This window comes from Streptomyces sp. TRM64462, assembly GCF_013362995.1.
GTDB lineage: Bacteria > Actinomycetota > Actinomycetes > Streptomycetales > Streptomycetaceae > Streptomyces.
This window is the reverse complement of the sequence record NZ_JABWDV010000396.1, coordinates 1-13,465: the sequence shown is the minus strand read 5'-3', so window position 1 is coordinate 13,465 and position 13,465 is coordinate 1. Positions and strand designations below refer to the sequence as shown.

Sequence of the window (13,465 nt, the reverse complement as noted above, 5' to 3'; positions counted from 1 at the left end):
CTGACGAGCCGTGCGGCGGAGGTACCCAGCCCGGTCGGCGGCATGAACCCCATCGGCGCCGACCGGGTCGTGGTCGCGGTCGCGGTGTTCCGGCCTGAGTGCTGGTGCCAGTGGCCGGTGCCGGCCATACAGTCCCGCAGCCCCTGCACGTATCGCAGCACTGCGGCCCGCGCGGGCACCGCGAGCCCGAGTCCGGGGAGGAGTGCGGGAATCTCACTGCCCGCGATCTCCTCGAACCGCGCCGCCCGAGCGGTCAGCAGGTCCTGGACGATCCCGGTCGCCTCGGCCGTGCCGCACCCCAGGAAGCGCTCCACCACGAGGACCTCGTTGTTGACCTCGCCTTCCTGCTCCACCTCCCGCTGGTAGGAGCAGAGATCATTGTGCAGCCGTACGATGTCGCCGAACGTGTCCTCAAGAGCGCGGAGTTCTGGAGTGGCCGAGGCCTCCGGCGGGAGCACGGACCGGATCGCCACCTCGACAAGCTCGGCCGCCCACGGTCCGCCGCGCCCTTGCCGGCGCATGTCGTGATAGGTGATCGGGTCGGGGACACGGGTCTGCCCGTCGAGGACGAGCTCGCGCTCGTGCTCGTCGAAGACCCCCTCGGTGCTCTCGCGGAACCGCCGCCGCCAGTCCGCCGGCACCAGCGGGGCGGTGCGGGACCAGAGGTCGCGCAGCGCGCGCTCGGTCGGCCCTTCCGCTGCCGGAGCCGGACCGTTCTGCTCTTCGCGCAGCGCCTCGGCCAGCCGGGCGAGGTGGGCACGGCCGCCGTCGAGGTCGCCCCGGCGCATGTACGACTCAAGGAAGTCGTCGTCCAGGAAGAACAGCCAGACGTACCAGTCCGTGACCAGGCAGAGCTCGTCCAGCTCGGCGTCCGGGTGCCCGTAGGCGGTCAGCAGCGCGTAGTCCGCCGCCGCGAACCGCACCGCATCCCAGACCGAACCGTCGTCCAGCATGCCCATGGCCTCGGCCCACTCCCTGGACCGTCGACGGACGGCACCGAGACGGGGGTTCAGCCGCACGGGAGTGAGCGTCGGAAGCGTCGCGAGGGGAGATACGGACCGCACAGTGGACAAACCAGCCTCATCGTGATCCGGGGGACCGAGGCACATGCCTCCAGTCAGGACAGCCACCCGACAAATATGACGTTCCTACGATCAGCAACCGCCCGTCAGAACTGATCTCCATGCGAAGGAGTGACCCCCGAGGTCCCGGGTGGACCCCTGAACCTCCGCCGCTGTACGGAGGCGTGGAGGCGCGGGCAGTGGAGGCCGCGGCCAGAGAAGCTGCTGCACGTGAACATCGGACGGCTCACCACAGCGCACGCGGGCTGGAGGTCGCACAGGCCACGGCTGCGGCGGGCACACAACGCAAAATGCTGGCCGGGATCGCTCCCGACCAGCACTCCGTTGGGTAAAGCCAGTGTCCGAGGGGGGACTTGAACCGTTCCCCAACCAAACATGGGCCACCGGCGAAATCGACGTGCTCTAGAGAGCGTTAGCACTCCAGCCGTAGATCGTTATGTGCCCTGATCTCGGGGCTGTCTGCCGCTGGCGGAAACTCAGGTGGCCTCAGCGCACCATTTGGGTAGGGTCGGGCAATGCCCGAGCTGCAGCGGCTGCATGCCGGCCATGCCCCGGCGGTCCTGGCCTTCGAGTTGGCGAACCGCGCCTACTTCGCCGCCTCGGTCCCCGACCGCGGCGACGACTTCTTCGACCAGTTCACCGCCCGGTACAACGCCTTGCTGACCGAGCAGGCAGCCGGCATCTGCGCCTTCCACGTGCTCGTCGCCGAGGACGGCTCGGTACTCGGCAGGTTCAACCTGGTCGACATCGAAGACCACACCGCGGAACTCGGCTACCGGGTCGCGCAGCACGTCGCCGGCCGAGGCGTGGCGACCACGACCGTCCGGGAGCTGTGCCGACTGGCGGCGGCCCAGTACCGGTTGCGCACACTGCGAGCGGCCACCGTCCGCCAGAATGCCGCGTCCCAAAGGGTGCTGACCAAAGCCGGGTTCGTCCCCGTCGGCCCCGCCGACCCTGCCCGCATCGGCGGTGAGCCAGGCACCTGGTATCAGCGCGAACTGGTGCACGCGATCTTGCCGGGGGACCGGCTGCGGGACGGCCGCGGCCACCGCTGATCAACGGTGTGTGAAGACTCACGATCATGCCGGAGCAGGTCACAGAGTAGATTCTGCCCGCTGGCAGGAGGCGTTCGAGGGCCTGATGGGCCGGATGGCGGGCCGGTTCGCGCGGGTCGAGCCCGGCCCGTACGGCATGCAGCACCTGATCGTCCGGGCCACGTGGGACGCCGACGCCGTACGCGATGACGTGCGGGAGTATGTGGTGGAGCACTTGCGTGACGACGACGCGGTGCTGGTGGTCGACGAGACCGGGGACATGAAGCAGGGCACGCACACCGTCGGGGTCCAGCGTCAGTACACCGGCACCGCGGGCAGGATCGAGAACTCCCAGGTCGCGGTCTACCTCGTCTACGCGGGCCGCCGCGGGCACGCGGCGGTGGACCCGGGTTGTACGTACCGCGCTCGTGGACCACCGACCCGGACCGCTGCCGGGCGGCCGCCGGACTCGGCGACCAGACCGTCTTCGCCACCAAACCGGAGCTGACCGCCCGGCACCGCGTGAGCTGGGTAGCGGGTGACGAGGTCTACGGCGGTAACCCGACGCTGCGAACGGCGCTGGAAGCGCGCGGGGTCGGCTACGTGCTCGCGGTCGCCTGCTCTCATGAAGCGACCACCGATGCCGGGAAGTTCCGCGCGGACGCCCTGGCCGCGGAGGTCCCCAGGAGGGCCTGGCAGAAGCTCTCAGCCGGGGCCGGGCGAAGCGGCACCGCTTCTACGACTGGGCCGTCATCGACCTGGCCGAACCCCGCCCCGGCAGCCACCAGCTGCTGATCCGCCGTAACCGCACCACCGATGAACTCTCCTACTACCGCTGCTGGTCACCAGCCCGGGTACCGCTGGCCACGCTGGTGCGCGTTGCCGGGTCGAGAAGCCCGAACCAGGATCAGTCATTACCGTCGACAGGCCGCGAATCAGACATGAAAATCACGATCTACGGCTGGAGTTACTAGTGCGCCAAGAGCGGGGCCGAGGTGCAACCCCTCGGCCCCGCCCACAGGTTGTCAGTTCGCTGCTGGGCTCGTCGGCTCGATCTCTACGTGCTCGATCGTCCTTCCCCGCTCAGCCGTCTCCACCGTTTCTCCCCTGCCCTGGCCCTTGCGTCAGCAGGAGTCAGGCATCTTGCTCTGGTCGACCGTGCCGTCGGGGTTGACCCACTCCGGCCTGGGCGGCGGGGCGTATCGGACGCCGCCGCCGGCGATCACCGCCAGTCGGTGCACTCGAACGTGGCGCCGTCACGCCACCCGAGGCAGACACGGAAGTGTAGATCCTTGATGGGGTAGTTGCCCCGGTAGTACTTGGAGATCACCTGCTTGTCGTCATCGTGTGTGCAGTCCACGGCGGGCGAACGGTACTGCCAGCCCGACCAGCCCCCACCGGTGTTGACCTTGTACCGGATCTCGGTGACTGCGCACCAGCCGTCCTTGGCCAGGTCATACGCCCCCGCATGCACTTCCACAGTGGTGCCGCTCCAGTCGACCCGACCCCACCCCTGCGCCTGGTACACCTCGGTCACGGGGTAGCTGAACCACCCAGTGGTGCGCTTGTTCGCCAGGCCGCTCCAGCCGCTGATCTGGTGCCAGTCGTCCGACTGCGCCTGCGCCTGCGCGGGCACTGTGGTGCCGATCAGCAGGGCCGTGGCGGCGAACATCAACAACAGCAGACGCTTCACACGTTCCTCCGATGTCGTCTCGGGCGTGTCAGCAACGCACACTACGGAGGCACGCCTTTCCCCGGCTGCCGGATATCTGGCCAGGTTCGACAAGCCTCCGCACGCGTCGATGGGGTGCTGAGCGCCACCGCCAGGCCGCGGCCGCGGAGGCCGCCTGACAGCGGCCCATTCGCATTCCCCACGTACGGCCGGTTCGAAGTTCCCGGATCTTAGTCAGCAGGGCAACGCAGCTTGTGCTCTACCGGGTGAACGTCACCCCTGCCCGTCGGGAGCGGTGCGTACTGCGTGGGGCGGGGACCAGCGCGTCTCGCCGGCGTCGTGCCCCGCCCACGCGATGAAGTCCGCCGCGAGCCCCGGGTCACCGGCCAGCGTCGATGGAGTCACTCCGGTGAACGCCACGGCCTCCCGGTGAAGATGGGACTGATCGGCGTAACCGCATTCCGTCGCGACGTGGGCCGCGCTTCCGCCCGCGGTCAAACGCTGGGCGGCGTGGCGGAAGCGGACCAGTGACGCGGCGCGCTTAGGAGGCAGGCCGATCTGGGACCGGAACCGGGACCACAGGCGCCTGCGGCTCCAGCCGACCTCGGCTGCCAGGTCCTCGATCCTGACTCGGCCGCGGCTCACGAGGATCCGGTCCCAGGCCCGGACCACCTCCGGGTCCACCGGTGGCCCCGTCCCGCGGCGACGGGCGAGGAAGTCGTCCGTCAACGCGAAACGGTCCTCCCAGGACGGGGCCTCGCCCAATTGCTGCGGCCGGTCTTCTATCCACTCACGCTGCTGATGCTGATCATCACGCTCGTGTGGGGTGCGTCCCGGCTCCGCCGGCCGGATGACCAGCCGAGCCGGGATGGAGCCCGTGGACCTTGATCTGGATGTCCTCTTGGTCTCCAGGCGGGCTGCCGAGCCGGCAGTCGGCGATGAGGATCGCCGGGATGCGCTCCTTTGGACCTGGCTCACCCTGCGGCACGAACCGAGCCGTACGGGCAGCACCAGTCGTCACGTTCACGGCGATCGCCGTGACCGTGCCACGATGCCCGAGCGGTCCGCCCCCAGCTCCTGCTCCCGGCTGCGGCGATGCAGGCGATCATCGCCCTGGCCACCTTCTACGCCGCTGACCCGGCACCGCCCCTCTGCGTCGGCTCCCGGGTGCCTTCTACCACGATGCCCTGCCAGAACGCGACATGGTTCTTGATCCTTCGGGCGAGGGGGCTGGGCTTCGGGTAGTACCAGGCAGCGTCCGGGTTGGTCTGTCCGCCGACGCTCACGTCGTAGTAGCGGGCGATCCCCTTCCAGAAGCAGAGCGACCTCCTGCCGCTCTCCACGAAGTACTCGCGGCGCAGCGACTCGGGCGGGAAGTAGTGGTTGCCTTCCACCATGACCGTGCGCGGCGCCTCCGCGATCACCGTGCCGTTCCGCATCGCGCGCATCATGGCCTGCCTGCCCTTCTCCGGGGTGCCGGAGGTCTTCCACGTCCGACGCTATGACGCCAGGGGGCATGGTTCGGTGTCCGGGCTCACACTTCGCGGTCCTTGGTACGGGTCCGGTTCTCGGGCGGGCAGCAGTCGCCGCGCCCGGAGCGGAGGTACCGGACGAGGGCGGTGGCCATGGTCGCCAGGAAGAACGCCGCGATGGCGATCACCCACGGGTTGCCCAGGGCTCCGCCGATTCCGGCAAGCGCGCCGACGGCGATCAGGCCGGGCAGGGCGCAGCAGGCGATCACCAGCAGAACGACGCCGATCCCGCCGGTGGCTGTGCCGGTGCCGGATGATCCCTGGTCGCGGCGCGGGGGCCGCTGGGCAGCGGGCATGGCGGACGCTCCCTTGCGCGTCAGTCCTGGCCGTCAACGATACGTGTGCAGCAGGTCGGTGCGCTGGCGTTGTCCGCGGCCGGCGATCCGGCCAGCACGACCAGGTCGGCCACGCGGGGGTCGCCGACGGAGTAGCGCAGCTTCTTGCCGTCGCGGCGGGCGCTCACGTAGCCGCAGTCCAGTCGTCCGCGAGCCTGGGCTCCGTACGAACGTCGGCCGTGCCGAAGGCGGCCACGCCCTCGCGCCACATCGTCACGAGGTGCGGCGGGAGCGGCACCACTCGCGAGCCCCAGCCCCTCCTTCATGGGCAAGGACGCGACGATGGAGGTCGGTTATGCGCCCGGCCGGAGGCTCGGTCGAGCCTCCGGCCGGGCGGCTGATCCCTGCGGCGAGGTCCTCAGGGCGCTGTGGCCTTCGCCGGTTCGGCGGACGTGACCTTCACCGGGCCGGTGTCGGGTGCGCTGTGCCGTTCGGCCCAGTTCTCCAGGGCTGTGCGGCAGGCATGGTCGAGGTGGTGCAGACCGGACAGGTCCAGCTCGACCGGCCGGTCCTGGGGCAGGGACTCCAGGCTGTCGAGGATCTTCGGCAGCCGCAGGAAGGTCGCGTTGCCCGAGGCGTACACCTGGATGGGGCCGGCGCCCTTGTCGATGACCTCCAGCTTGAGGTGCGACGCCTCCCAGGCGGTCTTGATCACCGCCAGGGCCAGACCGATGAGCACGCCCTCGAACATGTTCACCGCGACGATCGACACGGCGGTGACGACGAGGATCAGTGCCTCGCCCTTGTGCCCCCGCCACAGCACAGCGATCTGGCGGAACGGGATCAGCTTCCACCCCGCGTGCACCAGGATGCCGGCCAGGGCGGGCAGCGGGATCAGCGCCAGCGCGGAGGGCAGCGCGGCGGCGAACAGCAGCAGCCACACGCCGTGCAGCACCCGCGACGCCTTTGTCTTCGCACCCGCCTGGACGTTCGCGGAGCTGCGCACGATCACCGCGGTCATCGGCAGCGCGCCGAGCAGACCGCACACCGTGTTGCCCGCGCCCTGGGCGATCATCTCCTTGTTGTACTGGGTGCGCGGCCCGTCGTGCAGCCGGTCCACGGCGGCCGCGCTGAACAGCGACTCGGCGGAGGCGATCAGAGCGAACGCGATGATGGTGCCCCAGATGGCCGGGCCGGCCAGTTCACCGAAGGCCTCGGACCCGGGCGGCTGGATGACGCCGAGCAGACCCTCCACCTCGACCGTGGCGACGGGCAGGCTGAAGGCGAGCGAGGCGAGCGTGGCCAGCATCACCGCCGCGAGGGCGCCGGGCATGGCCTGCACCTTCTTCGGCATCTTCTTCCACAGCACGATGACAGCGATGGTGCCCGCGCCGAGCGCGAGGGAGGTCAGGGCCTCGGTGTCGCCGAGGGCGTCGGCGAACGCTCCGGGCAGGCCCACGATCTTGCCGATGCCGGTCTCCGGGGCCTTCAGGCCCGCCGCCGCGTAGAGCTGGCCGGCGATGATCACCAGGCCGATGCCGCAGAGCATGCCTTCGACGACGGCGACGGAGATCGCCCTGAACCAGCGGCCCATCTTGAGGAGGCCCATGGCGAGCTGGAGCAGACCCGCCATCAGCACGATCACGCCGAGCGCGGCCACTCCGAACTCGCTGACCGCCTCGAAGACCAGCACGGTCAGGCCCGCCGCCGGCCCCGACACCTGAAGACTGCTGCCGGGCAGAAGGCCGGCGACCAGCCCGCCCACGATGCCGGTGACCAGGCCCAGCTCCGCGGGGACGCCGGAGGCGACCGCCACACCGACGCACAATGGCACAGCGACCAGGAAGACGACGATGGACGCGGCGAAATCCTGCCGCAGGTGAGGGAACCTCGGCATCACTGTCATGGTGTCCCTCACAGCGCCTCGAACGTGTCGGTCTCCCCGCGGTGTTCGCGCACGGCTCCGGTGTGCACCTCGTAGTACCAGCCATGCAGCCGGAGTCGGTCCGCCTGCAGGCGCTTCTCGACGCAGGGGTAGGAGCGCAGCCGCAGCAGCTGCGTCAGGACGTGGTGCTGCACGGCCTCGGAGACCGTCGGGTCGGCGGGGTCGGAGCACTTGGGCTCGCGCGCGGCGTGCGCGAGCCAGTCGCGGACGGCGGGTACGGCGTTGAGGTCGTCGCCGCGCACCACGGCGCCCACGGCGCCGCAGTGCGAGTGGCCGCAGACCACGATGTGCTGGACGCCGAGGACCTCCACGGCGTACTCGATGGTGGCCGCCTCGCTGGTGGGGTACTCGGAGGCGTACGGCGGGACGATGTTGCCCGCGGTGCGCAGCTCGAAGAGCTGGCCGGGGCGGGCGCCCGTGATCAGGGCCGGGACGACCCGGGAGTCGGCGCAGGTGATGAACAGGACCTCGGGCGACTGGCCTTCGGCGAGGCCGGCGAACTCCTCAGGGCGCTGTCCGAACGTGCGGGCGTTGTCGATGAGGGGTTGCATGGTGTGGTGACTCCTCCTGGCGCGCGGCAGAGGCGCGTCGGACGGGCAAGGGCAGGTGTGTGTGGGACTTCTCCGCTGTTCAGCAGCGGAACACCTGAAGTGCCTCCGGGGAGTGGGCTGCAGAGGATCTCGACGTGTGGTGGTGAGCGATACGAAGTGTGCCCTGCTCGCCCGCCTTCGAGCCCCCCTGCCGCAGGGGTGAGCGGTCGGCTGCCTCGGTTGCGGAGTCGGCGGCGGCGCGTTGCCGGTCGCGGGTGCGCAGGGGACCGGTCGGGTCCCCGTGGCGGCCGGCGGCCCGGCAGGTGACGATCTCGTCGGGCAGCGCCTGCCCGGAGGGCTTGATTCCGGGCTGACCATTGGTCATGACATGACGGTCCGCGTGCGCGGATGCGAAGGATGCGGTGGGCGCGAGGACCTGAAGGCCGAGCAGCACGGCGGCGAGGATCGACACCACGGTCCTGGCCGTCTCACTTCGGAACATGAGCCTCCCTCCAGGCAGTTCACGCCTCTGGAGCACGCCAAAGTTTGGTCAATGATCTGCCAAGAAACACCATAACCCCGCAAAATCATTTGCAGGGTGAACTTGAGGTTTCGGCCTGAAGAGGGTCTGAAAGACGTGCCGTGGGCGGCGTGAACTGAACCTTGATGTAGTGAAGTTGGTCAGCCAGGCCGCCCTGCAGCCCGCGCACTGCCCAGTCGCGTCGGTCAGGGCAGGTGCGACGCTCGATGGAGCCGGCTACTCCACCACCGTCCATGGGCTCACGGCCGACGACATCCCCAGTTCATCCGCCCACGACCAGCAACGCAAACATGAGGCCCTCCTCGATGCGGACGACGTGGCACTCGGATACAAGACCCGGATGCGGTGGAACGGCGCGGACCAATGGACGTGGTCCAAAGACATCGTTCACCCGCCGCTCATCGACCTCTCCGACTTCCAGCGGGTCCAAGAGCGACTCGCCGCCCGCCGCGGCAACCAGCACGGCCCCAAGAAGCGCCGGGCTCTCCATACGTACGAGCTTCAGGGGCTCGTCACCTGCGGCCTGTGTCAGCGGCGGATGGGCACGCACTGGGTCCACGAGACCGCCTACGGCCGATGCCGCTGACCCGACCAGCGCAGCACCTCCGAGCCCAAGCCGTTGACCCGTCGGCCGAAGCGGCCGCCGTCATTCGGGACTGCGACCAGAAGCTCACGCGGTATAGGGCCCTGATCGACTCCGGAGCCGCCGACTCCGCCACCGTCGCCCAGTGGATCAGCGAGACCGAAGCACGTCGCGCCGCCGCTGCCGCCCGACGCCCTAGCCGGAAGCCGCGTGTACTCCCGCGTGAAAAGATCGCCCGGATCGTCGACGCCGTCGGCAATATGGCGGAGGCACTGCGCAACGCTGACAATGGACAGAAGAACCGGCTCTACCGGGCGCTCGGGGTACGGATGACCTATGAGCCCGTACAACGCAAAATGCTGGTCGAGATTGCTCCCGACCAGCACTCTGTTGGTGAATGGGTAGTGTCCGAGGGGGGACTTGAACCCCCACGCCCGATAAAGGGCACTAGCACCTCAAGCTAGCGCGTCTGCCATTCCGCCACCCGGACCAGGTGTCTTGTCGCTCCGGGGTGTTCCCCGCGGCGACATGGATAACTCTACCAGGGGTTCGAGGTGCTCTTCACCCGCATATCCCGTGGTCAGGGACCTGCGCCGGGGGTTCGGGTGAGGGGTGTACGGGGTGCTTCCGGGTGTGTGCGGAGGGTGGCGGTGGGGTGGGGTGGGATGGGTGGGGTTAGGGGCAGTGGATGACTTGGCCGGCGTACGAGAGGTTGCCGCCGAAGCCGAAGAGGAGGGCCGGGGCGCCGGACGGGACGTCGCCGCGTTCGACGAGCTTGGAGAGGGCCATGGGGATGGAGGCCGCGGACGTGTTGCCGGATTCGGTGACGTCGCGGGCGATCACGGCGTTCACGGCGCCGATCTTCGCCGCGACCGGTTCGATGATGCGCAGGTTGGCCTGGTGGAGGACGACCGCCCCCAGGTCCTCGGGCGCGATGCCGGCGCGCTCGCAGACGCGGCGGGCGATGGGCGGGAGCTGGGTCGTGGCCCAGCGGTAGACGGCCTGGCCCTCCTGGGCGAAGCGGGGCGGGGTGCCCTCGATACGGACCGCGTGGCCCATCTGCGGGACGGAGCCCCACAGGACCGGGCCGATTCCGGGGGTGTCCGAGGCCTCGACGACCGCCGCGCCCGCGCCGTCGCCGACGAGGACGCACGTCGTGCGGTCCGTCCAGTCGGTGATCTCCGTCATCTTGTCGGCTCCGATGACCAGGGCCCGGCGGGCCGAGCCCGCCCGTACGGCGTGGTCGGCGGTGGCCAGGGCGTGCGTGAAGCCGGCGCAGACCACGTTGAGGTCCAGGGTGGCCGGGGCGTCCATGCCGAGGCGGGCGGCGACGCGGGCCGCCGTGTTCGGGGAGCGGTCGATGGCCGTGGACGTGGCGACCAGGACCAGGTCGATGTCCCCGGGGGCCAGGCCGGCCGCCGCTAGGGCCTTCGCGCCGGCGTGCGCGGCCATCTCGTCGACCGGCTCGTCCGGGCCCGCGACATGGCGGGTGCGGATGCCGACGCGGCTGCGGATCCACTCGTCGCTGGTGTCCACCAGGGCGGCCAGATCTTCGTTGGTCAGCACCTTGGCGGGCTGGTAGTGCCCGAGCGCGGCGATACGAGTGCCCGTCATGCCCGGGAACCCCCTCAGCTGTTGTTCTCGATGGTCAGGAGCCCTCAAGTCTGGTCAGCGACCCATCGGTAACCCGTGGCGTGATCCCACAGGATTCCGGGGCGCCACTTGGAGAGTCCACAACATCGCCCGGACAATGGAGGGCGGCGATCACACGCCGATCACACACAGGAACGGGACTGGTGCAGATATGGGACGGGTCACCGAGCGGCGCCGCGTCATCCGCGTCCGGGACGGGGCCGTGTCCGCGCGCGCCGACACGCTCGTCGCCGAGGAGCCGCTGGAGATACGGCTGAACGGCAAGCCACTCGCCGTCACCATGCGCACGCCGGGCGACGACTTCGCGCTCGCCGCGGGCTTCCTCGTCAGCGAGGGCGTCATCGCCTCGGCGGGCGAGGTCGCCGGCATCGTGTACTGCGCCGGTGCCACGGCCGACGGCGGCAACACGTACAACGTGGTCGACGTGCGGCTCGCCCCTGGCGTGACCGTGCCCGACATCACGCTCGAACGGAACGTGTACACGACGTCGTCGTGCGGGCTGTGCGGCAAGGCCAGTCTGGACGCCGTACGGACCACCGCCCGGTTCCGGCTCGCCGACGCCCCGCCGCTGCACGTGGACGCGGACGTGCTCGCCGGGCTCCCCGACCGGCTGCGGGCCGCGCAGCGGGTGTTCGACCGCACCGGGGGGCTGCACGCGGCGGCACTGTTCTCGGCGGCGGGCGAGCTGCTCGACGTACGGGAGGACGTGGGGCGGCACAACGCGGTGGACAAGGTCGTCGGGCGGGCGCTGCGGGACGATCGGCTGCCGTTGGGCGGCGCGGTGCTGCTGGTCTCGGGGCGGGCCTCGTTCGAGCTGGCGCAGAAGGCCGTCATGGCGGGCATTCCCGTGCTGGCGGCGGTCTCCGCGCCGTCGTCGCTGGCGGTGGACCTGGCCGCCGAGACCGGGCTGACGCTGGTCGGGTTCCTGCGCGGGCGGAACATGAACGTGTACGCCGGGGAGGAACGGCTCCGGCTCGGGGGCGCGCCGGTGGGCTGACCGCCGCCCGCGCCCGCCGGATGCCCCCTGGCGCCCGGCGGGCTCTCAGCGGCGGCGGCCGCTGCCGCGGTTGCTGCGGTTGTTGCGGTTGCGGCTGCTGCGGGTTTCCGACGGGGGGTCCACCAGCTGGAGCGTGAGCGTCGGCGGGGGTTCCGCCATGCCGGGGCCGCCCGCGTCGACCCAGGCCAGGATGTCGTCCAGGCAGTCGTCGTCGAGCGCCCAGCCGATCCAGGCCGCGCGGGCGCCGCGCCGCCTGCCCTCGGCCGACGGCTGGACGACCATGATGTTGGCCTGGCCGCAGGGGCCCAGGCAGTCGCTGGTCCGTACGGCGAGCCTGCCGCCGGACGCCGCGGCCGCCCGGCGCAGCCGCTCCAGTTGGCCGGCGTGGTCGGTGCCGGGGTGCTTGCGGGCGTCGCCGCAGCAGCAGCCGCGGCAGACGACGAGGGAGCAGGGGCGGTCGGCTCCGGGGCGTATCCACGTACGGCGTGCGGGGGTGGCGGGCATGGGCTCACCGTAACCGCCATGATCTTGGTTGTGGGAGGCGGGGGCGTGTTCACGCCACGTTCGGGGCGGCGGTCCCCGCGGCTTCGGCGGCCTCCGGGTCGCGGGCGCGGCGCCGGGCGATCACCGCGCAGACCATCAGCTGCATCTGGTGGAACAGCATCAGCGGCAGCACCGCGAGCGACGCCTGCGCGCCGAACAGGACGCTCGCCATCGGCAGGCCTGCCGCGAGGCTCTTCTTGGACCCGGCGAACTGGATCGCGACGCGGTCGTCCCGCCCGAAGCCGAGCCGCCCCGCCCCGTACCAGGTCAGCGCCAGCATCAGTGCGAGCAGTACGGCCTCGACGCCGAGCAGCGCGGCGAGCCGGGCCGGGGTGACCTGGTGCCAGACGCCGCGCACCATGCCCTCGCTGAACGCGGTGTAGACGACGAGGAGGATCGAGACCCGGTCCACGTACGACAGGGCCTTGCGGTGCCGGCCGACGAACCCGGCGATCCAGCGCCGCGCGAGCTGGCCCGCCAGGAACGGTACGAGCAGCTGCGCCACGATCCGCAGCAGCGAGTCGGCGGAGAAGCCGCCCACCGTGCCGCCCAGCAGGAGCGCGGCCAGCAGCGGCGTGAGCACGATGCCGGCCAGGCTGGAGAAGGAGCCCGCGCAGATCGCGGCGGGCACGTTGCCGCGGGCGATGGAGGTGAACGCGATCGACGACTGCACCGTCGACGGGACCAGGCAGAGGAACAGCAGCCCGGACGCGAGCTGCGGGGTGAGCAGCCACGGCTCCAGGCCCTCGGCCGCTGCCAGGCCGAGCAGCGGGAAGACGACGAACGTGCAGGCCAGGACGGTGAGGTGAAGGCGCCAGTGGCGCAGGCCGTCCAGGGCGTCGCGGGTGGAGAGCCGCGCCCCGTAGAGGAAGAACAGCAGCGCGATCGCCGCCGTGGCCGCGCCGCCGGCGACATCGGCGGCCTGCCCGGCGGCGGGGAGGAGCGCGGCGAGGCCGACGGTCGCGAGGAGAGCGAGGATGAACGGGTCGACCGGCAGCCAGGCGGGCCATCGGGGCCGGAAGGCCCGGCGGGTGCCATGGGACCCGCGGGGGCTACGGGGCCCCCGGGAGCCAGGTGC

General features: G+C 70.7%; 13 protein-coding genes, 1 tRNA gene and 3 pseudogenes. 4 read left to right on the top strand and 13 right to left on the bottom strand.

What is annotated here, in order from left to right:
• A pseudogene (locus HTZ82_RS23480) lies at positions 1 to 1,019 on the bottom strand (germacradienol/geosmin synthase); the annotation flags it as partial.
• Between the two features lie 578 nt (positions 1,020 to 1,597).
• On the opposite strand from HTZ82_RS23480, the gene HTZ82_RS23475 reads away from it, so the two are divergent.
• On the top strand, positions 1,598 to 2,137 hold the full coding sequence (locus tag HTZ82_RS23475; RefSeq protein WP_175411424.1) for a GNAT family N-acetyltransferase: 540 nt from the start codon (positions 1,598 to 1,600) through the stop codon (positions 2,135 to 2,137).
• A gap of 85 nt (positions 2,138 to 2,222) precedes the next feature.
• Positions 2,223 to 3,009: pseudogene (locus HTZ82_RS33125) on the top strand (IS701 family transposase); the annotation flags it as partial.
• A gap of 329 nt (positions 3,010 to 3,338) precedes the next feature.
• On the opposite strand, the gene HTZ82_RS23465 reads toward HTZ82_RS33125, so the two are convergent.
• The 8 genes and pseudogenes from HTZ82_RS23465 to HTZ82_RS23430 form a co-directional block, all read right to left on the bottom strand.
• Positions 3,339 to 3,809: a hypothetical protein gene (locus HTZ82_RS23465; protein ID WP_175411423.1), complete on the bottom strand. Its 471-nt coding sequence runs from the start codon at positions 3,807 to 3,809 to the stop codon at positions 3,339 to 3,341.
• Positions 3,810 to 4,061: 252 nt separating this feature from the next.
• A pseudogene (locus tag HTZ82_RS23460) lies at positions 4,062 to 4,559 on the bottom strand (helix-turn-helix domain-containing protein); the annotation flags it as partial.
• Between the two features lie 353 nt (positions 4,560 to 4,912).
• Positions 4,913 to 5,227, bottom strand: coding sequence for a DUF427 domain-containing protein (locus tag HTZ82_RS23455; protein ID WP_254712062.1), 315 nt, complete (start codon positions 5,225 to 5,227; stop codon positions 4,913 to 4,915).
• A 95-nt stretch (positions 5,228 to 5,322) separates the two neighbouring features.
• Positions 5,323 to 5,616: a hypothetical protein gene (locus tag HTZ82_RS23450; protein ID WP_175411421.1), complete on the bottom strand. Its 294-nt coding sequence runs from the start codon at positions 5,614 to 5,616 to the stop codon at positions 5,323 to 5,325.
• Positions 5,617 to 5,636: 20 nt separating this feature from the next.
• Entirely contained in the window at positions 5,637 to 5,783 is a 147-nt protein-coding gene (locus tag HTZ82_RS23445) for a hypothetical protein (RefSeq protein WP_254712061.1), read from the bottom strand.
• Positions 5,784 to 6,013: 230 nt separating this feature from the next.
• A complete protein-coding gene (locus tag HTZ82_RS23440; protein WP_175411420.1) occupies positions 6,014 to 7,492 on the bottom strand; it encodes a SulP family inorganic anion transporter in 1,479 nt (492 codons plus the stop codon).
• A 17-nt stretch (positions 7,493 to 7,509) separates the two neighbouring features.
• Positions 7,510 to 8,091 (bottom strand): carbonic anhydrase, encoded by a 582-nt coding sequence (locus HTZ82_RS23435; protein WP_175411419.1) that lies wholly within the window; start codon positions 8,089 to 8,091, stop codon positions 7,510 to 7,512.
• A 79-nt stretch (positions 8,092 to 8,170) separates the two neighbouring features.
• Positions 8,171 to 8,572 (bottom strand): hypothetical protein, encoded by a 402-nt coding sequence (locus HTZ82_RS23430; protein ID WP_175411418.1) that lies wholly within the window; start codon positions 8,570 to 8,572, stop codon positions 8,171 to 8,173.
• Positions 8,573 to 8,741: 169 nt separating this feature from the next.
• On the opposite strand from HTZ82_RS23430, the gene HTZ82_RS23425 reads away from it, so the two are divergent.
• Positions 8,742 to 9,197: a hypothetical protein gene (locus tag HTZ82_RS23425; RefSeq protein ID WP_175411417.1), complete on the top strand. Its 456-nt coding sequence runs from the start codon at positions 8,742 to 8,744 to the stop codon at positions 9,195 to 9,197.
• Between the two features lie 402 nt (positions 9,198 to 9,599).
• On the opposite strand, the gene HTZ82_RS23420 is transcribed toward HTZ82_RS23425, so the two are convergent.
• Together HTZ82_RS23420 and HTZ82_RS23415 are read right to left on the bottom strand one after the other, a co-directional pair.
• A tRNA-Leu gene (locus HTZ82_RS23420) sits at positions 9,600 to 9,684 on the bottom strand.
• Between the two features lie 185 nt (positions 9,685 to 9,869).
• Positions 9,870 to 10,808, bottom strand: coding sequence for a beta-ketoacyl-ACP synthase III (locus HTZ82_RS23415; protein ID WP_175411416.1), 939 nt, complete (start codon positions 10,806 to 10,808; stop codon positions 9,870 to 9,872).
• Between the two features lie 190 nt (positions 10,809 to 10,998).
• On the opposite strand from HTZ82_RS23415, the gene fdhD reads away from it, so the two are divergent.
• A complete protein-coding gene (gene fdhD / locus HTZ82_RS23410) occupies positions 10,999 to 11,844 on the top strand; it encodes a formate dehydrogenase accessory sulfurtransferase FdhD (protein ID WP_175411415.1) in 846 nt (281 codons plus the stop codon).
• A gap of 45 nt (positions 11,845 to 11,889) precedes the next feature.
• Here fdhD and HTZ82_RS23405 read toward each other — a convergent pair whose 3' ends face one another.
• Together HTZ82_RS23405 and HTZ82_RS23400 are read right to left on the bottom strand one after the other, a co-directional pair.
• Positions 11,890 to 12,348, bottom strand: a complete 459-nt coding sequence (locus tag HTZ82_RS23405) for a (2Fe-2S) ferredoxin domain-containing protein (RefSeq protein WP_175411414.1) — start codon at positions 12,346 to 12,348, stop codon at positions 11,890 to 11,892.
• 49 nt (positions 12,349 to 12,397) lie between these two features.
• Complete coding sequence (locus HTZ82_RS23400) at positions 12,398 to 13,384, bottom strand: bile acid:sodium symporter family protein (protein WP_175411425.1); 987 nt, start codon at positions 13,382 to 13,384, stop codon at positions 12,398 to 12,400.
• Between the last annotated feature and the right edge of the window lie 81 nt (positions 13,385 to 13,465).

What these genes read in the sequence shown, in the direction of transcription:
- HTZ82_RS23450 (WP_175411421.1), bottom strand. Translation starts at nt 5,616, where the DNA reads ATGCCCGCTGCCCAGCGGCCCCCGCGCCGCGACCAGGGATCATCCGGC.
- HTZ82_RS23430 (WP_175411418.1), bottom strand. Translation starts at nt 8,572, where the DNA reads ATGTTCCGAAGTGAGACGGCCAGGACCGTGGTGTCGATCCTCGCCGCC.
- HTZ82_RS23475 (WP_175411424.1), top strand. Translation starts at nt 1,598, where the DNA reads ATGCCCGAGCTGCAGCGGCTGCATGCCGGCCATGCCCCGGCGGTCCTG.
- HTZ82_RS23405 (WP_175411414.1), bottom strand. Translation starts at nt 12,348, where the DNA reads ATGCCCGCCACCCCCGCACGCCGTACGTGGATACGCCCCGGAGCCGAC.
- HTZ82_RS23455 (WP_254712062.1), bottom strand. Translation starts at nt 5,227, where the DNA reads ATGCGGAACGGCACGGTGATCGCGGAGGCGCCGCGCACGGTCATGGTG.
- HTZ82_RS23440 (WP_175411420.1), bottom strand. Translation starts at nt 7,492, where the DNA reads ATGCCGAGGTTCCCTCACCTGCGGCAGGATTTCGCCGCGTCCATCGTC.
- fdhD (WP_175411415.1), top strand. Translation starts at nt 10,999, where the DNA reads ATGGGACGGGTCACCGAGCGGCGCCGCGTCATCCGCGTCCGGGACGGG.
- HTZ82_RS23435 (WP_175411419.1), bottom strand. Translation starts at nt 8,091, where the DNA reads ATGCAACCCCTCATCGACAACGCCCGCACGTTCGGACAGCGCCCTGAG.
- HTZ82_RS23415 (WP_175411416.1), bottom strand. Translation starts at nt 10,808, where the DNA reads ATGACGGGCACTCGTATCGCCGCGCTCGGGCACTACCAGCCCGCCAAG.